The organism is Arthrobacter gyeryongensis (assembly GCF_039543785.1).
Classification (GTDB): Bacteria; Actinomycetota; Actinomycetes; order Actinomycetales; family Micrococcaceae; genus Arthrobacter; species Arthrobacter gyeryongensis.
Map to the genome: position 1 here is coordinate 164,604 of NZ_BAABKK010000009.1, position 23,144 is coordinate 187,747.

At 65.0% G+C, this 23,144-nt stretch carries 19 protein-coding genes and 1 pseudogene; 6 read left to right on the forward strand and 14 right to left on the reverse strand.

Annotated features, from left to right (window positions below):
- Window positions 1–45: 45 nt before the first annotated feature.
- Window positions 46–333: a hypothetical protein gene (locus ABEA18_RS06690; RefSeq protein WP_345448509.1), complete on the reverse strand. Its 288-nt coding sequence runs from the start codon at window positions 331–333 to the stop codon at window positions 46–48.
- 254 nt (window positions 334–587) lie between these two features.
- Window positions 588–1,070: a WapI family immunity protein gene (locus tag ABEA18_RS06695; RefSeq protein ID WP_345448510.1), complete on the reverse strand. Its 483-nt coding sequence runs from the start codon at window positions 1,068–1,070 to the stop codon at window positions 588–590.
- A gap of 690 nt (window positions 1,071–1,760) precedes the next feature.
- On the opposite strand from ABEA18_RS06695, the gene ABEA18_RS06700 reads away from it, so the two are divergent.
- A complete protein-coding gene (locus ABEA18_RS06700) occupies window positions 1,761–3,371 on the forward strand; it encodes an ABC-F family ATP-binding cassette domain-containing protein (RefSeq protein ID WP_345448511.1) in 1,611 nt (536 codons plus the stop codon).
- On the opposite strand, the gene ABEA18_RS06705 is transcribed toward ABEA18_RS06700, so the two are convergent.
- The 8 genes from ABEA18_RS06705 to ABEA18_RS06740 are packed head-to-tail and all read right to left on the reverse strand — an operon-like array spanning window position 3,368 to window position 10,946.
- On the reverse strand, window positions 3,368–3,490 hold the full coding sequence (locus tag ABEA18_RS06705; protein WP_345448512.1) for a hypothetical protein: 123 nt from the start codon (window positions 3,488–3,490) through the stop codon (window positions 3,368–3,370). The two genes, ABEA18_RS06700 and ABEA18_RS06705, sit on opposite strands and share 4 nt — an antisense overlap.
- Window positions 3,487–4,896, reverse strand: a complete 1,410-nt coding sequence (locus ABEA18_RS06710; protein WP_345448513.1) for an NtaA/DmoA family FMN-dependent monooxygenase — start codon at window positions 4,894–4,896, stop codon at window positions 3,487–3,489. Before ABEA18_RS06710 ends, ABEA18_RS06705 begins: the two co-directional genes overlap by 4 nt.
- Before the next feature lie 9 nt (window positions 4,897–4,905).
- Window positions 4,906–6,081 carry an LLM class flavin-dependent oxidoreductase gene (locus tag ABEA18_RS06715; protein WP_345448514.1) on the reverse strand — a complete coding sequence of 392 codons (1,176 nt, stop codon included), beginning with the start codon at window positions 6,079–6,081 and terminating at the stop codon, window positions 4,906–4,908.
- Entirely contained in the window at window positions 6,078–6,923 is an 846-nt protein-coding gene (locus tag ABEA18_RS06720; protein WP_345448515.1) for a DUF1684 domain-containing protein, read from the reverse strand. The genes ABEA18_RS06715 and ABEA18_RS06720 overlap by 4 nt, the downstream gene beginning before the upstream one ends.
- The gene (locus ABEA18_RS06725; RefSeq protein WP_345448516.1) at window positions 6,907–8,067 is read right to left on the reverse strand and encodes an LLM class flavin-dependent oxidoreductase; all 1,161 of its coding nucleotides are present in this window, start codon (window positions 8,065–8,067) and stop codon (window positions 6,907–6,909) included. The genes ABEA18_RS06720 and ABEA18_RS06725 overlap by 17 nt, the downstream gene beginning before the upstream one ends.
- On the reverse strand, window positions 8,064–9,062 hold the full coding sequence (locus ABEA18_RS06730; RefSeq protein ID WP_345448517.1) for an ABC transporter substrate-binding protein: 999 nt from the start codon (window positions 9,060–9,062) through the stop codon (window positions 8,064–8,066). The genes ABEA18_RS06725 and ABEA18_RS06730 overlap by 4 nt, the downstream gene beginning before the upstream one ends.
- A 13-nt stretch (window positions 9,063–9,075) precedes the next feature.
- Window positions 9,076–9,870, reverse strand: coding sequence for an amino acid ABC transporter ATP-binding protein (locus ABEA18_RS06735; RefSeq protein WP_345448518.1), 795 nt, complete (start codon window positions 9,868–9,870; stop codon window positions 9,076–9,078).
- Window positions 9,867–10,946 carry an amino acid ABC transporter permease gene (locus tag ABEA18_RS06740; protein WP_345448519.1) on the reverse strand — a complete coding sequence of 360 codons (1,080 nt, stop codon included), beginning with the start codon at window positions 10,944–10,946 and terminating at the stop codon, window positions 9,867–9,869. Before ABEA18_RS06740 ends, ABEA18_RS06735 begins: the two co-directional genes overlap by 4 nt.
- A gap of 266 nt (window positions 10,947–11,212) precedes the next feature.
- Here ABEA18_RS06740 and ABEA18_RS06745 point away from each other — a divergent pair, with 266 nt between their 5' ends.
- A complete protein-coding gene (locus ABEA18_RS06745) occupies window positions 11,213–13,168 on the forward strand; it encodes an FAD/NAD(P)-binding protein (protein ID WP_345448520.1) in 1,956 nt (651 codons plus the stop codon).
- A 56-nt stretch (window positions 13,169–13,224) separates the two neighbouring features.
- The gene (locus ABEA18_RS06750) at window positions 13,225–13,746 is read left to right on the forward strand and encodes a GNAT family N-acetyltransferase (RefSeq protein ID WP_345448521.1); all 522 of its coding nucleotides are present in this window, start codon (window positions 13,225–13,227) and stop codon (window positions 13,744–13,746) included.
- A 2-nt stretch (window positions 13,747–13,748) separates the two neighbouring features.
- Here the strand turns inward: ABEA18_RS06750 and ABEA18_RS06755 are convergent.
- Window positions 13,749–14,327: pseudogene (locus ABEA18_RS06755) on the reverse strand (DinB family protein).
- 44 nt (window positions 14,328–14,371) lie between these two features.
- Between ABEA18_RS06755 and ABEA18_RS06760 the strand changes: the two are divergent.
- The 3 genes from ABEA18_RS06760 to ABEA18_RS06770 all read left to right on the forward strand — a co-directional run bounded on the left by ABEA18_RS06760 (window position 14,372) and on the right by ABEA18_RS06770 (window position 17,795).
- Entirely contained in the window at window positions 14,372–14,929 is a 558-nt protein-coding gene (locus tag ABEA18_RS06760) for a dihydrofolate reductase family protein (RefSeq protein WP_345448522.1), read from the forward strand.
- A gap of 54 nt (window positions 14,930–14,983) precedes the next feature.
- Window positions 14,984–16,690, forward strand: coding sequence for a helicase HerA-like domain-containing protein (locus ABEA18_RS06765; RefSeq protein ID WP_345448523.1), 1,707 nt, complete (start codon window positions 14,984–14,986; stop codon window positions 16,688–16,690).
- 112 nt (window positions 16,691–16,802) lie between these two features.
- Complete coding sequence (locus tag ABEA18_RS06770) at window positions 16,803–17,795, forward strand: hypothetical protein (protein WP_345448531.1); 993 nt, start codon at window positions 16,803–16,805, stop codon at window positions 17,793–17,795.
- A 44-nt stretch (window positions 17,796–17,839) separates the two neighbouring features.
- On the opposite strand, the gene ABEA18_RS06775 is transcribed toward ABEA18_RS06770, so the two are convergent.
- From ABEA18_RS06775 to ABEA18_RS06785, 3 genes are all read right to left on the reverse strand, one after another.
- Window positions 17,840–19,813, reverse strand: coding sequence for an NHL domain-containing thioredoxin family protein (locus tag ABEA18_RS06775; protein WP_345448524.1), 1,974 nt, complete (start codon window positions 19,811–19,813; stop codon window positions 17,840–17,842).
- The gene (locus ABEA18_RS06780; protein WP_345448525.1) at window positions 19,813–21,978 is read right to left on the reverse strand and encodes a bifunctional copper resistance protein CopD/cytochrome c oxidase assembly protein; all 2,166 of its coding nucleotides are present in this window, start codon (window positions 21,976–21,978) and stop codon (window positions 19,813–19,815) included. The genes ABEA18_RS06775 and ABEA18_RS06780 overlap by 1 nt, the downstream gene beginning before the upstream one ends.
- Before the next feature lie 105 nt (window positions 21,979–22,083).
- Window positions 22,084–22,368 (reverse strand): HU family DNA-binding protein, encoded by a 285-nt coding sequence (locus ABEA18_RS06785; protein WP_184739845.1) that lies wholly within the window; start codon window positions 22,366–22,368, stop codon window positions 22,084–22,086.
- Window positions 22,369–23,144: the final 776 nt, after the last annotated feature.

Below are 23,144 nucleotides of genomic sequence, written 5' to 3' on the forward strand. Positions count from 1 at the left end.
GATGACTTCGAATCAGAGCTAAGGCCCTCGGGCGGAACAGGGGCGTCAGTGGTTGGGGCCCGCCAGTCTATCCGGCCCGTGCTCCACTCCGGAGCCGAGAAGCTCATTGACGTCAACGTCCATGACAGTGTTATCGACTTGCTCGGCCAGGTCGATAGTGACGTCGTCGAGCTCCGGGCATTGATCGGCGACACCCAAGTGGGTTATGAGTGGTTTTAGGCCAGCTACTTTGGTGCCAGCCTCTCTGTTGTTGAGGCGGGTTTCGGCGAGGCTGGCACCGCGTTCGAGGTGCTCGGCGACGAACTGAAGATCCAGGATCAGTCTTTCGTTCACAGCGTGATCACGTGGCCGCGAGGCGAATTCGACATTGAGTTCGCTGCCGTGGAGCTCGCATTCACCCTGCTAGTGGTGAGGATCGGGCGGCTCTTCGCACGCGAAGAGCCGCCCGCGGCATCTATCAACCGGTGAAGGACACTGAATCCGGACGCAAGTGTCCGGTAAAGGATCCCTTTACCGGACGCTGCGAGGACTGCCTCTGTCGGGTGCAACCTGGGGTCATGCCGGCGAATGGCCACAAAGAGTTGCGGCTAGCGCACCGGATATGCCCGTATCTCTGCTTCCCACTCGGCAGTTGCAGTGCCGAGTTCGGCGAGGGTCATCGTTAGGCACACGTAGTTTTGCAGGTGGCCGTGAGCTCCTGTTAGGACGAATGATGGTTCGGCTTCGTACGAGAGGTAGACGCGAAGTACAACCGCATCGATGGCTATCCGTTCGAGACCGAAGGAAATACCGGGCTCAGTGAAGTCCAAACTTGGCTCATTGTCTGGTGAGCCTGTAATTTCGCCGCGACGGACGGCCGTGAGCCATTCGAGGAGATGCCTAGCCTCCCAGGTAGTAAGGCACGGATCCCTGAACTGGTGGGTTCGCCCGTCCGGAAGCGACACACTCCCGCGGACATAGAGCCAGTTGCTGTCCCAATCCTTGCCAAAGGGCGCATTCTCGGTCACGGGAAACTGATAGGCATCGACGGTCAGCTCAAGGCTTGAACCGTCAGCGCTGACAAGCTTCATCCTGCTCCCTCCTGATCGACAGGACCCAGTAGCGCGAGGCATCCGCCGGACCTTCCCCGTCTAGGCGGCCATACGAGGGTCCATGACCAAGGATAGAGGACCGAGATTCGCTAGTTCGATCCGCCTGTAAGCCGGTCCCCCACCTGCCAGCTCGACACCTTCATCCCTTCCCTTCAAGAAAGCCATAAAGCAGGTACTCTCTGATTCCCGTATGACCCGCCCGCAAAAGTGCCCGGTGAAGGCGCCCTAAACGCTACACTTCAGGGCGCCCGGCAGCCCTGAAAATTCGAGGACGCACTAAGGCTTCTCGGCCCCAAAGGTGTCCCGATGACCACCGCCCGCGGTCTTCACCGTTTAGGGCCTCCATGGGAACCACCGTGATGAATGCCGACACTCATCCCCAATTGGCCGCTCAAGAAAATTGCGGTTATGGTTTTGGCTATGGAGATTGAGGTCGACAGAGCCTAGCCACCTGACGTTCGGTGGCCGCCCGGTTGTTTGCGCTCATGCGCACCCGGTGAGAAATCTCGCTTTCAGTTGTCCGCAGGCGCGATTCCCTGCGTCCGAGCTGATAGCTCCGTACGTCAGGTGCAGTGCCCTCCGAAGTAGCGCGCGTTTTCGCGCCCCGGAGAGAGCACGTTGACCCATGACTGCGCCCCCTGATGGGCAAGAACCAAAGGAATGTGTCTCATGTCAGCACAATCAGCCATCACCTTGCACGACCTGTCATTCGAGTGGCCTGACGGCAGCCCCGCTCTTCACCGGCTCAATGGCGCTATGACCACGGGCCGGACTGGACTAGTCGGCCGCAATGGTGCAGGAAAATCGACCCTGCTCCGTCTGATCGCCGGCAAGCTGAAGCCGACCCTGGGGCGCGTCGAAACCGTCGGCGACGTCGGATACCTCCCCCAGACGTTGACCCTCGGGCACCAAACGACGGTCGCCGCGCTGCTCGGCATCGACGGCACACTCAAGGCGCTCCATGCCATTGAGGCCGGCGACGTTGACGAGCGCCATTTCGATACAATCGGCGACGACTGGGACCTTGAGTCCCGGGCAGACGAGGCCCTCCACGAAATCGGCTTCTCCGCGGACGATCTCAACCGACGGGTCGGCGAGGTCTCGGGTGGCGAAGCGATGCTCATCGCACTGACCGGACTGCGCATCCGCCGAACCCCGGTTACGCTTCTCGACGAGCCGAGCAACAACCTTGATCGGCGCACCCGGGCCAAACTTGCCGACTTCGTCGACAGTTGGCCGGGCACCCTCGTGGTGGTCAGCCACGACCTCGAGTTGCTTGAGCACATGGACTCCACCGCTGAGCTTCACTCCGGCAAACTTGACGTATTTGGTGGCCCTTACAGCCTTTTCACCGAACATCGCGAGCAGGAGCAGGCCTCCGCCATCCAGGCAGCCCGCAGCGCCCAGCAAGCGCTGAAGGTCGAGAAGAAACAACGCGTCGAAGCCGAAACGAAGCTTGCCCGCCGCGAGCGCGCAGCGAAGAAGACCCAGGCCAGCGGCGGCATCCCGAAGATCCTGGCCGGCAACCGTGCGAGCAAGGCGCAAGCATCTGCCGGCTCGATGCGCTCGACCCTCGAAGACAAAGTGCTGTCAGCCCAGGCCGCCGTCGACGCCGCCGACGCGAGGGTCAGGGAGGTTGAGCACATCCACCTCAGTCTCCCCGATCCCGATGTGCCGCGGAGCCGCCGGATCGCCGAGCTGAGCGACGGTTCCCGGACGATTGTCATCCAGGGCCCCGAGCGCGTGGCCTTGGTGGGGCCCAATGGCTCAGGCAATTCGACACTCCTCAAACACCTCGTCGAGGGGCGCCCCGCAGAATCATCGGGCCGGATCACCGGAAGGCTGCTGACCGACCGGGTGGGGTACCTCCCGCAACGGCTCGACGGACTGGACGATTCCCGCTCGGCGCTGGACAACGTGCGGGAGGCGGCACCGGCGTCGGCGCCCGGAGACATCCGCAACCAACTCGCGCGACTCCTCCTCCGGGGATCCACTGTTGATCGCCCGGTCTCCAGCTTGTCGGGAGGAGAACGGTTCCGGGTCAGCCTCGCGAAGATGCTCCTGGCGGAGCCGCCCGCCCAGCTGCTGATCCTCGACGAGCCGACAAACAACCTCGACATTGCCAGCGTCGAGCAACTCGCCGAAGCCCTGGACGCCTACCGCGGCGCATTGCTCATCGTGAGCCACGATCACGGGTTTCTCAGGCGCCTGAATATCGATACGGTGGCCGAGCTCGACGGCGAAGGGGGGCTGCGCGAGCACACGGAGCCACTCGCCTAAAGCCACTGTTCCCACACGGTCAGTTGGAGCCGCACCAGCTCCGCGTCCGGGTCGCGCGAACCGCCGTCGTCGGTCTGCAAGCCGACGACGGCGGCCGCGACTCGCGCACGGAAGCTCACCGCGCGCCCCCGGCGGGTACCGGTTCGAACGCCCCCGAGCGCAGCGGCGTCGCTAGGCCCAGGTTCTCGCGGAGGGTCGAGCCGACGTACTCCGTGGGGTACACGCCGCGCTCCTGAAGTTCGGGCACCAAGTGGTTCACGATGTCGTCCAGGCCCGTGGGGATGAGCCATGGCGAGATGTTGAAGCCGTCCACGGCACCCACCCGGGCGTACTCGGCCAAGGTATCGGCCACGGCTGTGTAGGATCCGGTGAACGTCGCGTCCACCCTGGAAGTCCTGGAGCTCACGAACTGCCGGATGGACAGTCCCTTCTCCTTCGCCTCCGCGCGCCACTGTTCGGCGAGTTGCCGGGCCTTGGCGCCGTGGAAACCGCTCCCCCGAGTCTCGGACGTCTCCTCCACCACCGGATCGATCTCCGGAAGCGGACCATCGGGATCGTATGCAGACAACTCCCGCCCCCAGAACTGTTCGAGATACGCGACCGCCTGCTGCGGCCCGATCTGCAGGCTTCGGATCCATTCCTTCTTCTCGCGTGCTTCCTCATCAGTGGCGGCAAGGATGAACTCGCTGGCCGGCATGATCTGGACGTCGTTGGCGCCCCGTCCGGCAGCCAGGGAACGCGCGACGATATGGGCGCGGAACTCCACGGCGTCGTCGAACTTCGGGTGCGCCGAGAAGATGACGTCAGCCTGGCGGGCGGCGAAGTCGCGGCCTTCCGGGGAATCGCCAGCTTGGAACAACACAGGTCTGTACTGGACGCTGCGCGGCAGCCGGGGCGTGACATCCACGGAATAGTGCTGCCCGGAGTGGTGCACGCGCCGCGTATGGCCGGGAACCGCCCAGGAATCCGCAGAAACGGACGAGGAAACCGCTCCGTCCTCCCACGAATCCCAGATCTTCTTGGCCGTCTCCACGAAGGCCTCGGCATGGACGTAACGATCGGCATGGTCCAGGTAGCCGCCCCGCCGGAAGTTGGCACCCGTCCAGGCGTTGTCCGTCGTCACGACGTTCCACGCCGCGCGGCCGCCGGAGAGCAAGTCGAGCGAGGCGAGCCTGTGCGCGAGGTCGGCGGGATCATTGTAGGTCGTGTTCTGCGTGGCAACGAGCCCGATGTTGGACGTCACCGACGCGAGCGCGGCGAGCATGGTCTGCGCGTCCGGCCTGCCCGCGACATCGAGGGCGTGGGGACGACCGAGGTGCTCCCGCAAGCGCAGGCCCTCGCCCAGGAAGAAGGCCGCGAACAGCCCGCGTTCGGCGGTCTGGGCGATCCTCCGGAACGACTCAAAGTCGGTTTGCGAACCGGATTCGGGCGTCTTCCAGATGGTGCCGGAATTGACGCCCTGGAAGAAGATTCCGAACTGGATTTTCCCGCTCGGCTGGAATTTAGCACGATTGTGCTGTGTCATGTTCTCTCCTCAGTTTTCCGAGCCAATGACCGCGACGCCCGCCTCGGTGCCCAGGCTCACGTACCGGCTCAGCGGCCGCTCAAGGCCCAGCAACTCCCTGAACGTGCCGCCCTCCGCAACAGGCTTCAGCACCCCGCGACGCCGAAGCTCGGGCAGCACCAGCTGCCCCAACTCCTCGAGTTCCACGTCCAGCACAGCCGGATGCAGCCTTACGCCGTCGGCCACCGCAAGCAACTTGGCAAGGAAGTCCGCCAATTCCGCGGCCGTACCGACGAAACGCGCCCGGGAACTCGACCACGGAGTAAACGCGTCCAGTTCGGCGAGCCGCGCGGAGGCGCTTTGACCGCGCGAGTCAAGGACGACGTCGAGCTCTGCTACTACCGCGGCGCCGGCGCCATCAGCAGTGAGACGGGCACGCACCTCCGCAACCTCTGCGGCGAGAAGTGAAGGCGTCGGAGCGGACACCAGCACCACGTCGACGTCCGAAGGAAGCAAGTCGGCCGGCGCAACTACGGGCAATTGCCCCTGCAGCGGGCGCGGAATGATGGAGGGCCCTTTCACGGAATACCCGGCCCCTGCGAAATCCGCCGGCGTCTCGAAGTCGACGTAGTGCAGTTTGTCGACGTCGAGGTACCGACCGGTGGGGACGTCGCGGATCACGGCGTCGTCCTCCCAGGAATCCCAAAGCCGCCGGCTCACTTCCACCGACGCCGCGGCCTCCTGCGCCAAGGCGGCACCTTCAACAAATGAACGCCCGACGGCGGCAGCCTCCTCCGCGGAGCCGCTCGCCGCGACGAGCCAACCCGCCCGTCCGCCCGAGACATAGTCCAAGCTCGCCAGCTGAGTGGAGATGTGGAAGGGCTCGGTGTAGACCGTGTCCAGTTCCGGTACCAGCACGATGGAACTCGTGACGGGACCCGCGAACGCGGCGCGCTGAAGGGCGTTCAGGCGGCCTGCAACATCTCGCCCGCTTGCGCCGGAGCCGTCAGTCCCAGGCCCATCAGCGAACGTCGCCACATGAAACCCTGCCGACTCCGCCGCCAGCACCGTGTTCCGGATCCGCGAACCGTTCAGCAACTCATCCGGGGCATGCCGGGCTTTGCGCCAGGCCGCGGGGTGGGCGCCGTCGCCGTCGAGCTCCAAGGCCAAGAATCCGGGCTGGCCCGGACGGGAGATGCCGCTCATTGCTGCTCCTGCCTTTCGTAAGGGATCTGTTCGCCGGCTTCGATGGCCACGCTCAGCCGGTTTTCCGCGGGTGGGAGCGGGCACGTGGCAAGGTCCGTGTAGGCGCACGGCAAGTTGACGGCACGGTTGAAGTCGAGCACCACGGAGCCGTCCGATTCCGGGGTCGCCGTGAGCGAGCGATTGGCCGCGTAGGTGGTCTTGCCCGACGTCGCATCCGTGAACAGCACCGAGAGTGTGCCCGGCGCATGTCCGTTGAAGGCCGTGAGCACCAAGTCCTGGCCCGCGAGGGTGAAGTGGAGCTCGCCGGGCGCCTCGTAGACGTGCTGGATACCCTCGACGGCGGCCCCCACTGTGGTCGGTCGGGGAACCTCAAACGGCACGAACGTACCGTTCACCGCGAACGATGCATCCGGTGCGTATGCGGGCGTTCCGCGGTATTCGTTGAGCAGCGGATTCCCGGGGTGCCGCGGCCGGACGATGTACTCGCCGCCGCGCTTGGCGAGTTCGACGACCGTGTCCCCCGCGTTGAGGTTGATGCCGTCGCGTTCGGCGATCGGGCCGAACGCGACGGTGGCCCCGACGGCGTCGGTGTTGAGTTCCCGGCCGTCCCGAAGCAGGCTTTCGCCTGGTTCCAAAACCACAGTGACGACGTCGTTCTCCACACTCCAGGTGCCGGGCACCCCGTCGAGCGGAGCAGCTTCGGAACCAAGCCAGTGCAGATGGGTGACAGCGAGGAATCCGTGCGGATCGGCCCGGTGGCGCTCGTGCTCGGCGTGCCATTCCTGCCAGGCGGCGGTGAAGGCCGCAGTGGTGGACGTAGCCGTTTCAGTGGGCGTGGGCAAGATTCCTCCTGTGGTTTGCGTGGGCTGCGGTGACGGTTCCGGCTGCGTCGGTTGACGTTGCTCCGGCGAATTCCGGACGGCCGCCGTAGGGATCCGCTGGCTCCCACAGGGTGGTGGGCGCGGCGGCGCGGACGGTCGGGATGACCTCGAGCGCGAACCGCTCCAGGATCTCCAGCTGCTGCTCGAAAGGCAGCGTGGTGGGCAAGGAAATGGATTGGAGATCGTGGCCGTAGAGCGAGTGGTAGCTCAGGATCTTGTCGATGACCTGTTCCGGGCTGCCCACCAGTGCCGGTCCTTCAGCCACGGCGTGGTGGATGTCCCGGAACGGCGAATTGTTGCCCGGCACATTGCGTCCCACCGTCAACGCCTCATAAACCGGTCCGAACTGGCGTTTTGCTTCCTGCGTGGTGTCGGCAATGAACACTCCGCCGGCGCCGGAACCCGAACCGAGGTACTGGTGGCGCGGATCGTGACCGCGGCGTTCGTATTCCTCGCGGTAGTGCTCGATCAGGATCTTGTAGTTCTCGCGAGGCTGGATCGCGTTGGCGGTGAACAGCGGATCGCCCCACTGGGCGGCGAGCGCGGCCGAGGTTAGGGTTGTAGCCGAGCCGTGCCAAATCCGCGGCGAACCCGCAAACGGTCGCGGCGTCGTCGTCGTTGCTTCGGTCAACGCAGGCCGGAAACGGCCGGACCAGGTGACGTTCTCCTCACGCCATAGCCGCCGCAACAGGCCATACTTCTCGGCGAGCAGCTCCCATTGATCATCGAGGGAGAGCCCGAACAAGGGGTACTGCAACACTTCGTTGCCCTTGCCGATCACGAGTTCCAGGCGGCCCCGGCTCAGCTGATCGATCGTGGCGTAGTCTTCGGCCACCCGCACGGGATCGAGCACCGACAAGACGGTGACGCCGGTCTGCAGTCGAATGCGGTCGGTGACGGCCGCGATCGCGGCGAGGACCGTCGTCGGGGACGAAGAGATGAACTCGCCGGCATGCCGCTCCCCCACCGCGAAACTGTCAAAACCCAGTTCCTCGGCCCGGCGCGCAGTCTGCACCACTTGGTTGAGCCGTTCCGCTGTCGAGACGATTTCCCCCGTCACCGGGTTCTTCAGGTGCGGAATGATGTCGAGCACCTGGAACTTCATTGTGTTTTCCCTGCCGGGGCACTCACGAAGTTTGCCTCTGTCACGGTCTTGGAGTCCGGCAGTGCTTCCTCGCTCAGTCCCCAGCGCTCCAGGACCTTGCCGTAGGAGCCGTCCTTGATGGCTGAGTTCAGGGCATCCGTAATGGCCGGGGCGAGGCCGTTGCCTTTGAGGGTGGTAGCCGCAACGAGGGTTTCGGAGGGCCAGCCGGCGTTGACCTTGCCCACCACTTTGAGGTCGTTCCGGGTGTTCTCGCGGTAGGAGACGGACGGGTAGGGCGCGATGTTCAAGTCTGTCCGGCCGGAGGAAAGCGCCAGGATGGTGTCGGCGTCGGAGGAGTAGTACTGCAGGGTTGCGGGCGCCTTGCCGCGGGATTCGAGGTCCTTGTTCCAGGCCAGGAGGATCTTCTCCTGGTTGGTGCCCGAGCCCACCGAGACCTTTAACCCGGAGATGTCGTCCGCGCCCTTGATGCTGTACGTGGACGACTTCTTGGCTTCGAATCCCATATACGCGGCGCGGTAGGTGGAGAAGTCGAACAGTTTCACCCGGTCCTTGTTGATGCCGACGTTCGAGAACACGGCTTCGAAATCGCCCGACTGCGTCTTGAGTGGCCAGTTCTCCCATGAGGTGACCTGCACGTCCAGTGCGAGGCCCAGCTTGTCTGCCACGAGCTGGGCGATGTCCACCTCGACGCCGATCGGGGTCTTGTCATCCGTCGCATGGAAGGACAGCGGGATGGACCCGGCAGTGGTGGCAACCGTCAGTTTGCCGTCCTTGCCGATCGCAGCGGGAACCGCGGCCGCCGCGGTGGCGTCCTTCTGTGCCCGGATGCGGTTCTGCTCGGGCGAGGTGTTGTAGACGACGCCGTTGCGGGCAGCACTCGCGGACGGACTGGCTCCAGCGGCGGACGCGCCGGGGTCGGAGCACCCGGCGAGCGCCGGGAGTACGACGGCGGGCAGCACCGCGAGCGCCAGAAGCCTGGTTTTGATGCTTCGCATTTTCAAAGATTCCTCAGATGTTGAAAGCTGGTTCGATGACTTTGGAGAAGAAGCTCCGCGTCCGGGGTTCACGGGGATTCGCGAAGATCTCCCGGGGACTGCCTTGCTCCACGATCTGGCCTTCGTCCATGAAGACCACGGTGTCTGCGACGTCGCGGGCGAAGCCCATTTCGTGCGTGACGATGATCAACGTGGTGCCCGACGTGGCGAGTTCGCGGATGACGTCGAGGACCTCGTTGACCAACTCCGGATCGAGCGCCGAAGTGGGTTCGTCGAAGAGCAGGATCTTGGGGTCGAGGGCCAGCGCCCGGGCGATGGCAACGCGCTGCTGCTGACCGCCGGACAACTGCCGTGGATAGGCATCGGCCCGGTCCTTGAGGCCCACGCGGTCCAGCAGTTCCAGCGCACGGTTGCGCGCTTCGGCCTTGTTCCGGTGGAGCGCGACGACGGGTGCTTCAGTCACGTTTTCCAGTGCGGTGAGGTGCGGGAACAGGTTGAAGTTCTGGAACACCATGCCGATGTCCGTGCGCTGCTTGAGGATGTCCTTTTCCCGCAGTTCGTGCAGCTTGTTTCCACGAACCTGGTAGCCCACCAATTGGCCGTCGATGGTGATGTACCCGCCGTCTACCTTTTCCAAGTGGTTGATGGTCCGCAGTAGGGTCGATTTCCCGGAGCCGGAGGGTCCCACGATCACGGCGACTCCGCCCGGCGGAACCGTGAGGTTCACCCCCTTGAGGACTTCCGTGCCCCCGAAAGACTTCCGGACATTGGCGATTTCCACGTGGCCGCGGGTTGCAGCGGTACTCATCGGGCATCCTTCGCTCGGTCAAAATTCGCTCGGTCAAGGTTCACAGGTGCGTGGGTGGCAAAGAACTTCCTTGCCTTCTGCAGTGGAGTGAGCGGCAGGTTGCGGACGGCGCCCTTCGAGTAGTGCCGCTCGATGTAGTACTGGAAGACGCTCAGGACCGACGTAATGGCCACGTACCAGAGGGTGGCTACGAGGAGCAGCGGAAGGACCTGCTGGGTGCGGTTGTAGATGACCTGCACGGTGTAGAAGAGCTCGGAATATGCCAGGACGTAGACGATCGAGGTGCCCTTGACCAGGCCGATGATCTCGTTGAAGGCAGTGGGCAGGATGGCCCGCATGGCCTGCGGCAACACGATCCTGGTGGAGCGTCGCCACGCCGGGATGCCCAGGGCCGCGGCTGCCTCGAGCTGGCCCTGATCCACCGAGAGGATGCCGCCACGGATGATCTCCGCCGAGTATGCCGCCTGGTTGAGGGTCAGGCCCAGCACGGCCGCCGCGAATTGGCTGATGAGCGTAGTGGTCTGGACTTCGAAGAAGCGGATATCCGTGAAAGGGATGCCCAAGCTGATCTTCTCGTAGAGGTAACCCAGGTTGTACCAAAGCAGCATTTGGACCAACAACGGCGTTGAGCGGAAAATCCAGGAGAAAGTCCAGGACACTGAGAGCAGCAGCGGCGATGCCGAGAGCCTCATGAGGGCCAGGATGAAGCCGAGGACAAAGCCGAGCGCGCCGGAGATTGCCGTCAACTTGAGGGTCTCCACGAGGCCGTTAACCACGGATTGCGCGGTGAACCATTGCGCCACGACACCCCATTCCCAGCGCGGATTCGTCGCGAGGGACCAGGCCACCGCGACGACGCCAAGAGCCACCACAACGGTGCCCACCCAGCGCCAGGGATGCCGGGCCGGGACCAGTTTGTAGCCGGAGTAGTCGGCTGCGGTCCGGGCGACGGCACTGTGGGCTGCGGCACTCCGGGCCGCGGCCGCCGTCGGGCTTTCCGCGACGGCGCTGGCGGGCGCCGGGTCCGGTGCAGATTGCTGTGCGGACTGCGCCACTGTGTTTGCTGCTGAACTCATGCGCCACCTCGCTTCGTATGGGTTGTTGGCTATCGGATGGCTGCCAATCTAGGGGCGCTCCCGAAGCGGCTGCAAGGCAGGTTTTTGCACTTCTTCATGGGGATTCATCGCGCTTCGCGCGGCTTCATACGGAGCCATATGAGTCCGTTCTTTGCGCTTGTTGACGCGCCGTGACGCGTGGTGAACGGCCGTTACCCGGGCCTCGACCGAGGGCCCGCCGGGTCCCTAGGCTCGGGTACCACCAGCCACCGCCAACAGGAGTTGCCATGCCGCCCTTCGCCCCCACCATCGTGTTCATTGGCGGTGGTCCGCGCTCAGCCGGCATCCTCGAACGGCTCGCAGCCAACAGGCCCGGCCTCTTCGACGGGCCCCTCTCCATCCACGTCGTCGAACCGTACGAACCCGGTTCCGGGAGGATCTGGCGCTATGACCAGAGCCCGGGACTCCTGCTCAACTCCACGGCAGCGGACGTCACGATGTTCACCGACAACTCCGTGGCCTGCGACGGTCCCTCCGTGGACGGTCCGGGGCTCGCCACATGGGCAACCGGCGTGCTGGACGGTTCCATCCGCGACGTTCCGGAGTTGGAAGCCCACCTCCTCGAGCAGCTCCGGGCGCTGACACCGGCATCGTTTCCGACCCGCCAGCTCCAGAGCAAGTACCTCGAATGGTTCTTCCGCCGGGCCGTCGCGGCCCTCGGCCCGGACGTCGCGGTGACGGTCCACAGGGATACGGCAACCGCCGTCGAGCATCCTGGGCCAGGGCCCGACGGCGGTGCGAAGTACCGCGTGCGCCTCGCTTCAGGCGGGGTGCTGGAGGCTGACCTCGTGGTGTACTCGCTGGGCCACACGGACTCCCGGGCCGAGCCGGAATCGGCGCGGCTGACCGGGTTCGCCGCCCGGCACGGCGGGTTTCACGCGGCGCCGTCGTACACCACCGACGTCGACTATTCGGCGATCGCACCCGGCCAGGACGTCCTGGTTTCGGGCATGGGTCTGGCGTTCGTGGACCTTCTGGTGCTCTTGTTCGAGGGCCGCGGCGGCTGCTTCGAAGACAGGCCCGACGGCGGCCTGGACTATGTGCCGTCCGGCGCCGAACCGCGGCTCTGGGCAGGTTCGCGCCGCGGAGTCCCCTACCACTCGAAGATCTCCTCCACCCTGCGCGGCGAACCAGTCGGCGCCCCGCGGTACTTCACCGCGTATGCCGTGGAATCGCTGCTCGCAGCCCACGAGGAGCTGGATTTCCGGACCCAGCTGTGGCCGCTCATCGCCAAAGACGCCGGCCATGCCTATTACCGCGAGCTCTTCAAAGGCTATCCCGAGCGCGTCCGGGGAAGCTGGGACGAGTTTTCGGCGCACTTCGATGACCTGGACTGGTATAGCCGCGAACGCGAAGACCTCGTGGCCGCGGCCGTCCCGGACCCGGCCCTCTGGCTCGACCTCGAGGCCCTGGACCAACCGTTCAGCGGCTGCGCTTTCGCGGACCATGCCGCGGTGCAGAGATCTGTGGCGAACTACATCGAACGCGACGTCAACCTCCGCACGAGCCCGGACCATTCGGAAACCCTCGCCTTGTTCACGGCCCTGCTCCGCGTCTACATGGAACTCGGCCGGCTGGTTCCCCAGGAGCGGCTCAACTCGCGCTCCCAACAGGCGGTGCACGGGTGGTGGCACGGCTTCTTCAGCTTCGTGGATTCCGGCCCGCCGCCCCACCGGCTGCGCGAAATCCTCGCCCTGCATCGCGCAGGATTGCTGCAGTTCCTGGGTCCGGGCATGTGGGTGCGCCCGGACGAAGCCAGCGGCCGTTTCGTGGCCGGTTCATTCCAATCGCCCGTGGTGGTGGACGCGGCGGCGTACATCGAGGCCCGCTTGCCGTCGCCGTCGATGGCGCGATCGGCCAACCCCGCGCTGGCGGACCTGCACGACGCCGGTTGGGGCACCGAACAGTCGCTGCTCACCTCGGACGGCCCGCACTCCACCGGTAAGCTGTTGGTCTCGAGTTCGCACGAAGTCCTGGCTCCCGACGGCGGACGGCAGGCGGGGCTTTTCGCCGTCGGACCCTGGACCTCGGGTTGGGGCGCCGGTGCGTTCGCTCGGCCCGGAACCAACGCAGCACCGTTCCGCGAGAACGATGCCCTGGCCCGCCGCCTGCTGGCCGAACTCTCCGCCCCTCACCCAACCAGCTCCGTCCACCCAACTAACTCGCAGTTGTTGTCGTTTTGACGCTCCAAAACGACAATAACTGCGAGCTAGTTGGGGAAATTCACGAAAGGTAAGCCATGACAACAACGCCGACCCTGCCGCCGTGGGGCCTTTCCGTCCTGACATTGCCCATGCGCGATCCGCGCGTCAAGCCCCTCCTGGACGAACTCGCCGTCGAATACACCACGCGCTACGGCGACCTCTTCGGCAGCGGTGGCGCGGCCGAAGAGCTCAACAGGTACCCGGCTGGCGAGTTTGCCGCACCCCACGGTGCCCTGCTCATCCTGCAGGAGAACGGCAAAACCGTGGCTGGCGGGGCATTCCGCCGCTACGACTCCCGGACGGCGGAGCTCAAGCGGATCTGGACGCATTCGGCCCACCGCCGTCGTGGGCTGGCCCGTGTTGTCCTCGCGGAACTCGAGGCCGAGGCTTCCCGGCGCGGCTACCGCCGGATCTACCTCACCACCGGCCCGCGGCAGCCCGAAGCCAAGAACCTGTACCTGGCCACGGGCTACACCCCGCTGTTCGACGTCGACGCGGATCCGGAAGAGATCAAGCACCTGGCGTTCACGAAGGACTTGGCGCCCATCGAGGCGTGAGCCTACCCCACGGCCTGGCGCGCCGCGGCTTCGATCCGGGCCCGGTGATCGGCCCATTCTTCGGTGGTCCGCTGTGACAAATTCAGGTCCCCCGGACCTTTCCCCGCCGAGCCGTCGATGAGCTCACGAAGTATGTCGGCATGCCCCAAGTGCTGGGCTGTCTCGACGCACATATGCACCAGGATCTGATGGAGCGTCACGCGTCGGCGTTCTTCCGGCCACCACGGCACCTCCCCGGGCGCGTCGAGTGGGAGCGATTCGATGGTTGCATCGCTGTGCTCGGCCGAGAGCCTGTGCAATTCGATGATCTCTTCCCTGCTCTCTTCCTGCGGAACCCACAGGTCCGCGTCAGGTTCGGCATCGTCGGCGAACCACGGTCAATCCCGGCCGCTGGGCCGGCCAAAGACCTCTCCGAAATACCCAAGCTCCACGCTCGCCACATGCTTGACCAGTCCCAAGAGGTTGGTGCCGGTGGGGGTCATGGGCCGGCGGACGTCGTACTCGTCGAGTCCGTCGAGCTTGGCGAGGAGCTCGCCGCGACGGGCACGCAGGTATTTGAGCAGAACCGCTTTGTCATCCATCCCGGCACTATACCGTTGCCGTCGCGGGTGTGTACCGTCGGTGCATGGCAAAGCTGATCTACGCAGGGATCATGTCCCTTGACGGTTACACCGCCGATGCCGACGGAAAGTTCGATTGGAGCATGCCTGACGAAGAAGTGCACGCCTTCGTCAACGACCTTGAGCGGCCCATCGGTACATACCTCTACGGCAGGCGAATGTACGAGGTCATGTCCGCGTGGGAGGACATGTCCCTTTCCGACGAGCCGCCGGTCATGCGGGACTACGCGGAGATCTGGCGTGCCGCGGACAAGATCGTGTACTCCACGAGTTTGGAGAGTCCGTCCACCGCCAGGACACGCCTCGAGCGGGAGTTCGACGCCGGAGCCATCCGAGCGCTGAAAGAGTCCGCAGCGCTGGACATGTCCATTGGTGGCACGGTTCTCGCCGCCCAAGCCATCAAGGCCGGGTTGGTGGACGAGTTCTGCCTCTTCCTCACTCCGGTTGTCGTCGGAGGCGGTAAACAGTTCCTTCCCGACGGCGTGGGCCTGACCCTTGAGCTATTGGACGAGCGTCGCTTTGGCAACGGCGTCGTCTACCTCCGGTACGCCAAGCGAGCATAAACAGTACCGCCATTTTTCGGCCAATCCGGAGCGCTGGACCACTAGGCTATGCGCATGGCCAAGAAAACAACAGCTGAAAAACTTGCCACGATCCAGCAGGGATACACCCTCGGTGGCCCCACGATCGAGCTGGGTGCCGCCATCGTCGACGGCGAAGTCCACAAGGAAGCGCAAGTCCGGCTGCCGCTCTCCATGATGAACCGGCATGGCTTGGTGGCCGGGGCTACGGGCACCGGCAAAACCGTCACCCTGCACATGATGGCGGAACAACTGTCCACGGCCGGCGTCGCGGTCTTCCTGGCTGACATCAAGGGAGACCTTTCAGGACTCGCCACCGCGGCGACGGCCAGCGAGAAACTCACGGCCCGCACCGCGAGCCTCGGCCAAGAGTGGGTAGGCAAGGCTTTTCCGGTCGAGTTCCTCTCATTAGGCGGGGATGGCAACGGCGTTCCCGTCCGCGCGACCATCACCTCGTTCGGCCCCATTCTGCTTTCGCGAATCATGGAACTCAACGACACGCAGGAATCCAGCCTGCAGCTGACCTTCCATTTCGCTGACCAGAAGAAACTGGAACTGATCGACCTCAAAGACCTGCGGGCCGTCATCCAGTTCCTGACCTCGGATGAGGGCAAAGCTGAACTCGAAGACCTCGGCGGACTCTCCAAGGCCACTGCCGGCGTCATTCTGCGCGAACTTGTCAATCTCGAGGCCCGAGGCATGGAGAAGTTCTTCGGCGAGCCGGAATTCGATACCGCGGAACTTCTCCGCACAGCCCCGGACGGCCGCGGCGTGATCAGCTGCCTCGAACTCCCCACGCTCCAGACCAAACCCATGCTGTTCTCGACGTTCCTGATGTGGCTGCTTGCGGACCTCTTCGAAGACTTGCCCGAAGCGGGAGACCTCGACAAGCCCAAGCTGGTGTTCTTCCTCGACGAAGCCCATCTGCTCTTCACGGACGCATCCAAGGCCTTCCTCGAGGCCATCACCACCACGGTGCGGCTCATCCGGTCCAAGGGGGTCGGGATCTTCTTCGTCACCCAGACACCCAAGGATGTCCCTGCCGCGGTCCTCGGCCAGCTTGCCAACCGGGTCCAACACGCCCTGCGCGCCTTCACTCCCGAAGATGCCAAAGCCCTCAAGGCCACGGTTTCCACGTTCCCGGTGAGCGACTACGATCTTGAGGAAACACTCACCTCCGCGGGTATCGGCGAAGCGGTCATCACCGTCATGAACGAAAAGGGTGCGCCCACACCCGTGGCGCTGACCAAGCTGCGTGCCCCGGAATCCGTGATGGGACCCAGCACGGACGAACTGATCCGCAGCACCATCGCCACTTCCCCGCTGCTGCCGAAGTACGGCACGGCCGTGGACAACATTTCGGCCTACGAGAAACTCACTGGCAAAGGGACCGCGCCATCCACCGGAGAGGCAGCGCCAGGACGGCCGCCGGTACCTGCCGCCCTTGATCCTTCTGCCGTCGATGCCAACGCCCGCAGGATCGAGGAAGAGATCCTTGGCCGTCCCAGCAGCCGGCCACTTCCAAGCTCAGCCCCCGAAGCGTGGCCGCCCGCACCCGCCCACGCCCCGGCACCGGCTCCTCTTCCGCAGCAAGACGGCGGCGGAATGATGGGCGATTTCGCAGGCGTCCTGGGTGGTGCGCTCGGCGGCGGAATCAAGAGCATGGCACGGTCCTTCGGCACGCAACTCGGCCGTGAACTACTCCGCGGAGTGTTCGGAACCTCATCGCGCCGGCGCCGCTAAAACGGAGCTGCCGCCCGCCGTCGGGCCCTTCCCTAAAAGCATGCTCACTCGTCACGTGAGGAGAGGATGCCGGGGTATTGCTGAACCGGCGGGTAACGTAAAGGGCGTGCAGTTGAGTCAAGCGTTGGTCAAGACCGCGGCCGGGTGGCTACTCGGTCTGATGCTTGCTGTGGCCGCCGCGATCGTTTCGATCAACCTGGTGAGCAACTCCATAGCCAGCCCGCAGCAGCAAGTGCGCGATTACCTCTCTGCCCTCCAGCAGGGGCACGGCGGGGAAGCGCTCGGGCTCCTGCACGCGTCCGTGCCCAACGCCAATGCGGCCATGCTGGACGGTACCGCCCTGCAGACGGCGGCGTCGAAGATCACCGATATCAAGCTCGGCAATGCCGAATCCCGTGGCGGCAACCGGGTGACGGTCCCTATGGACTACCAGATCGACGGCAATGCCCTGCACTCGGACTTCCTGCTGGAACGGACGGGCACCGAGTGGCTGTTCTTTGGAAAGTGGTCCTTCGTGCCGTCATCCTTGCCGACCATTGAGGTCACCGTGGTGAACGCCAACGAGGCGAACCTGAACGGCGTCCCGGTGAACTTGCCCAACGGCCGCAACAGTTTTGCCGTGTTCTATCCCGGGCAGTACGAAGCCAGCCTCGCCGGCAAATACTTCTCTGCGCCGACTACCAGCACCTCGGTGACCACTGGCGCCCTGCCTCAGGCACCCCTCAACCTTCTGACAAAGCCTACGGACGCCATGATCAAGGTGGTGAGCGATAAGGTCAAGGAATTCCTGGACACCTGCGCCGCTGACGCCACCAAGCAGCAAAAGCTCCAGCCCGACTGCCCGTTCTACCACGTGACGAATAGCCGGGTGGTGGACGGCACCATCAAATGGCAGATCACGGAATATCCCAAGGTCAGCATCGACCCCTTTAACGGCCAGTGGGTCGTGGCGCCCCTCAACGGCAAAGCCAAGGTAACAGCCCGCGAAATCGACCTCTTCAGCGGGCAAGTGGGAGACCTCAGCGCCGTTCACGACTTCAGCTTCACCACCCGGCTGGATATAGGCGCGGACACCATCACGGTGACGCCGCTGGTGAGCTTCTAGCTTCGACGGCGCTAAAGCCCGCGCTAAAGCCCGGCAGCCCCTGCCTAGTCCATCCCGCGCAGGTCAAGCACCAGCTCGGAGTCGCCGTCGGCATGCAGGACCACTGGGATACCCCAATCTTGCTGGTAGAGGTGGCACGCGGCGTGATCGGGGATTTCCCCGTCCTCAGTCTCCGGGCCATCGCACGCAGCCGCGCGGGCCGTGATGTGGAGGATCCCCTCAGGCACGTCGGCAGACAGCTCGAGGGTCCGCAGCAGCCCCACGGACGTGCCGCCACCGGAAAGCAGCAGCTCGGGCGGCGTCGACGAAATCTTCAGCTGTGTCGGGTCGCCCCACCGGTCGTCGAGCTTCTGGCCGGTCGGGGCCGTGAAGCGCACGGTGAGCTCCAAGTTCCCCGGCGCCACGGGACTCTTAGGCCGCTGCGTCTGGGATGCGCCCTCGTCCACCTGCTGGGCTTCCTTGGGGATGGGAACCAGGACCAGTTGGTGTTTGTTCGATTCGACCACCACCAGGAGCGGTTCACCGCCTTCCGGGTAGACCACGACGACGTCGCTCGGCTCGGAGAGTCCCCGCGCCAAGGTGGACACTGCCTTCGTCGCGGGGTCGTAGCGCCGCACGGCACCGTTGTAGGTGTCTGCGATGGCTACGGAGCCATCCGGGAGCACGGTGACGCCAAGGGGGTGCTGCAGGCGGGCCGCGGTAGCCTCGCCGTCCCGGAAACCGAAATCGAACAGACCCTTGCCTACGGCTGACTCAACGGTCACGCCGGTTTCGCCAAGGACCAGGCGGCGCAGTGCCGAGGTCTCGGAGTCGGCCACCCAGATGTTGTCGTCCGCATCCACGGCCAGGCCGGAAGGCTGGGCGAACCAGGCTTCCTCGGCGGGTCCGTCAAGCAAACCCTCAAGGCCCGAGCCGGCCAGGATCGATATCTCGCCGCTGAGGGGCTCGAAGGCAAAGATCTGGTGCGTGCCGGCCATCGCGATGATGACGCGCTGCAGCTTCTCGCTCCACACCACGTCCCACGGCGAGGACAGGGACACCCCGGTCCCAGCGCCCAGTACCCCGACGTCGAGGGCGTCAGCCGCGAAGTCGGCCGGACCGGCGTCGTGGTGTTCAGCCCAAACACCGGCACCGCTTTCCGTCACCCGGGCAGGGCCGGCGTCGAGCAGGCGCTGAACGCCGTTGCCGGCGACTGTCTGCACATAACCCGAGCTGAGCGTGACGCCGCGGAGGCGGTGGTTCACGGTGTCGGCGACCACTGCTTCGTAGCCAAGTTTCCAGGCGAGCTCCGCCGGGAGCACCGCCACGCCCTGCGGCTCGTTGAACTGGGCGATTTCCGCCGCACCATCCAGGTAACCCTTGGTACCGGAGCCGATGACGCGCTCAACCGTCTCAAGGTCAGGACGAAGTTCCACCAAGCGGTGGTGGCCGGAATCGACCACCAGGTAGTTGCCGTTGTCGAGCTGGGTCGCCTTGCCGGGGAAGCGCAGGGTGCCCGACGTCGGGACGGGAGCCACGTAGGGGCCGTCGCCGCGGTGGAGGGTCCCCTTGGCTTCGTGCTCGGCCACCAGTTCCTCGAGGAGCACCGCAAGGCCGTCTGCGTGGCCCTCACCGGAAAGGTGCGCCACGATGTAGCCCTCGGGGTCCACAACCACCAGCGTCGGCCAGGCGCGGGCCGTATAGGCCTTCCACGTAGCGAGCTCGGGGTCGTCGAGGACGGGGTGGTGGATTTCGTAGCGCTCCACGGCGGATGCGAGGGCCACGGGATCGGCTTCGTGCTCGAACTTGGGAGAGTGCACGCCGACCGTCACCAGGACATCGGAGTACTTTTCCTCGAGCGGGCGCAGCTCATCCAGGACATGCAGGCAGTTGATGCAGCAGAACGTCCAGAAGTCGAGCAGCACGATCTTGCCGCGCAGCGCTTCCAGGTCCAGGGTCTTGCCACCGGTATTGAGCCAGCCACGGCCCACCAGTTCAGAGGCGCGGACACGCAGTTGGGTGCGTACGGATTCGCTCATCAGCGTCCTTCCAGGTTGGTCTTGCTTTCGGGCTGCTTGAAGCCCCGATCAGTCAGTTTCGCATCGCGGTCTGCAAGCCGCGCAAACATATCGTTGTAAGCATTCAGGTCGGCGTCGTTATTCCTGTCGGCCGCCCGGTCCGTGCGTTTGGTCTCGCGCGCGTCCGAACGCGACCACATGACCGCGACGCCGATCGCCACCAGCAACGTGGGAACTTCGCCGATTCCCCAGGCCACAGCGCCGCCTGTCTGCTGGTCCAGCAAAGCCGATTGCCCCCAGGTCCGGCCGAGGTTGCCGAAGTAATCGGCGGCGAGCAGCCCGGTGCCTCCCATGATGGACACTCCGAAGAATGCGTGGAAGCCCATCGTGGCGAGCAAGAGGAGCAAACGCATGGGGTAGGGCGCCCGACGCGGCAGTGGGTCCGTGCCGATCATGGTGAGGACAAAGATGTAGCCGGTCAGCAGGAAGTGCAGGTTCATCAGCTCATGGCCGACGTGCTCACGCATTGCCCAGCCGAAAGCGTCCGAGAAGTAGAACAGGACAATCGAACCGGCAAAGTTCGCGGCGGCAAACAGCGGGTGGGTCACCACCTGGGAGAACTTCGAATGCACAAACACCAGGAGCCATTCACGAAGGCCACGGGAGCCGTCCCCGCGCGATCCCTCGCCGCGCGACGGCAGGGCACGCAATGCCAATGTCACCGGCGAACCCAGGACCAGGAACAGCGGCGCGACCATCGTCAACGCCATGTGGTCCACCATGTGCGCGGAGAACAGTATGCGGCCGTAGACCGACGGCGGCCCGGACGTGATGTAGGTCAGGACCACCAGGCCGATCATCCAGTTCACGGCACGGAACCAGGACCAGGAGTCACCGCGTCGCCGGACTTTGACCACGCCAAGGATGTAGCTCGCCGCGCCGAAGAGGGCCACAGCCACCCAAAGCCAGTCGAGGCGCCACTCGGTCAACCAGCGCGCGGGCGTCAGTTCGGGCGGCAGCTCGTAACCGGACAGGATAAAGGCCGGCGAGGCGTCGGGTGCGTAGGTGGTGGGCAGCGGCGGTGCCGAGCTGGCCAGCGCGACGGCGAGTCCCGACGTCGCGCCCATCACCAGAAGTTCAACCAACACAAGTTGCCACAGCACGCGACGCGTGGTCATGGACTTGCGGCCCAGCTGCGGGATCACCCACTGGCGGTGCATGAACCCGATACCGCCGAGGACAATCGTGGCCAGCGCCTTCGCCAGGATGATCTGCCCATAGGGGGTGCCGACCAAGGCCGAAAAACTGGTGACGCGAATGCTCGCGTTGACGACGCCCGACGCGAAGACGAGCACGAAGGCAAAGCCGGCCAACGCGGAGAACCGGCGGAGGGTCGGCTCCGTGATGTCCTTGGTGCCTATTGCCTTGGAACCCCGCAGGAGGCTCGAGAGGACCGCAAGCATGATGATGCCGCCCACCCAGGTGGACACGCCCACCAAGTGAAGGCCAAGCGAATTGATGGCGCCTTCGTGGTCGCTGGAACTCGCGGAGTGACCGATCAGTGCGCTCGGGATCAGTCCGCCCAAGGCAAGGACCAGCGTCAGCGCTAGGCCCGCCAACGAGCGGACACCGAACAACGCCGTCGTGACAATCGCGGCGATGATTGTCACGGCGAGCCACGCCTGGCCCGTCTGGATGTCCGTCATGAAGTAGACGAGGGAAGCAGTGAACTGCGCGTCCCCGGAGAGGCTCTGCCCGGCCACGTCCGCGTACGTCAGCACGAGGACCGCGACGGCGGAGAGCGTCCAAGCGGCGCCTGCTGCTGCCGCTACGGCCAAAGCACGGGTGAACGCGGGGTGCTCGGGCGCATCGTCGCCCTTGGAGCGGGACGCATGCTTGGGAAGGATAACGACGGCGAAGATCAGCCCGCCGATCACGGTCGCCAAGGACACGTTATGGATGGCTTTGGCGACCGGCAGCCCCCAGCGGACGAAGGCGCCCGGGTCAGAGACCTGCCGCGCGGCCGAGGCGCCGGAGAAGATCAGAGCACCCGCGAGAGCCAGGAAGAGCGCAGCGAAGCCCGCAAGCTGCCACGGCAAGGAAATCCCTTCCACGGCAGCCCCTGCCTTGGTTCCCGGCTTAGAAGCGGGCGAAGGGGCAGTGGCGGGAGTTTTGGCTGATGGCACCTATCCATTGTCCGCTAACGTCGGCGGCGCGGCGAATCGAGCGGATTAAAGCAGAAAGGCGGCAACCCGCAGGTTGCCGCCTTCCGAGGCGTTCGCCGAAGTGTCTTACTTCTTGGCGACAGCTGCCTTCAGCTTGGAGCCGGCGGTCAGCTTGACGCTGTGGCCAGCGGCGATCTGGATGGTCTCGCCGGTCTGCGGGTTGCGGCCCGTGCGGGCTGCGCGGTCGGTGCGCTCGATGGCAAGCCAGCCCGGAATGGTGATCTTCTCGCCGGCGGCGACGGAAGTCTCGAAAACTTCGAACAGGGCATCGAGCACGGAGTTGACTGCAGCCTGGCTGGTGCCAGCCTTGCCAGCTACCTCGGAAACCAGTTCGCTACGGTTCTTAGCCATTTGTGTCCTCCTGGACTTTACGATTTTGGAGCTCACACACGGCATGCGTGCGAGCCACTGTTCGAAAACTTACCAGCTTGGGACGACGCGGCCAGCAAATTCCGCGTGTTTCCGCGCTTTTTTGACCAAATTCACCCTATTTCGGGCGCTTTGGGGGGTCAATTCCGCCGCGGGCGAACTCCCCGGCCCCGGACGCCAGCTCACATATAACCGGTTCCGGCCGGACGCCGGCTCACATATAGGGGGTCCCGGACGGACGCCGGCTCACATATAGGGGGTCCCGGCCGGACGCCGGCTCACATATAGGGGGTCCCGGCCGGACGCCGGCTCACATATAGGGGGTCCCGGACGGACGCCGGCTCACATATAGGGGGTCCCGTCCGGACGCCGGCTCACATATAGGGGGTCCCGGCCGGACGCCGGCTCACATATAGGGGGTCCCGGCCGGACGCCGGCTCACTTCTGCTGAGGTCGGGGTGGGGCAGGGGGCCGCGGCCCGGCTCCAGGGTGAGCCGGGGTTGGGGGATTCCCGCTCATAGGTGAGCGGGGGTTGGCCGGAATCGCCCGATATGTGAGCGGGCGTCTGCCGGAATCGCCCGATATGTGAGCGGGGGTTTGATAACCCAAACCCCCGCTCACTTGTTAAGGGTTTTCCTTGGACGCGGGCTCACATATGCCGGGTCCGGGCCGGACGCTCGCTCACATATACCGGGTCCGGGCGGGGCGCGGGCCTGTTTTTGCCGGGCGGGTTAAAGGGGTCAGGCCCCGACACGTGG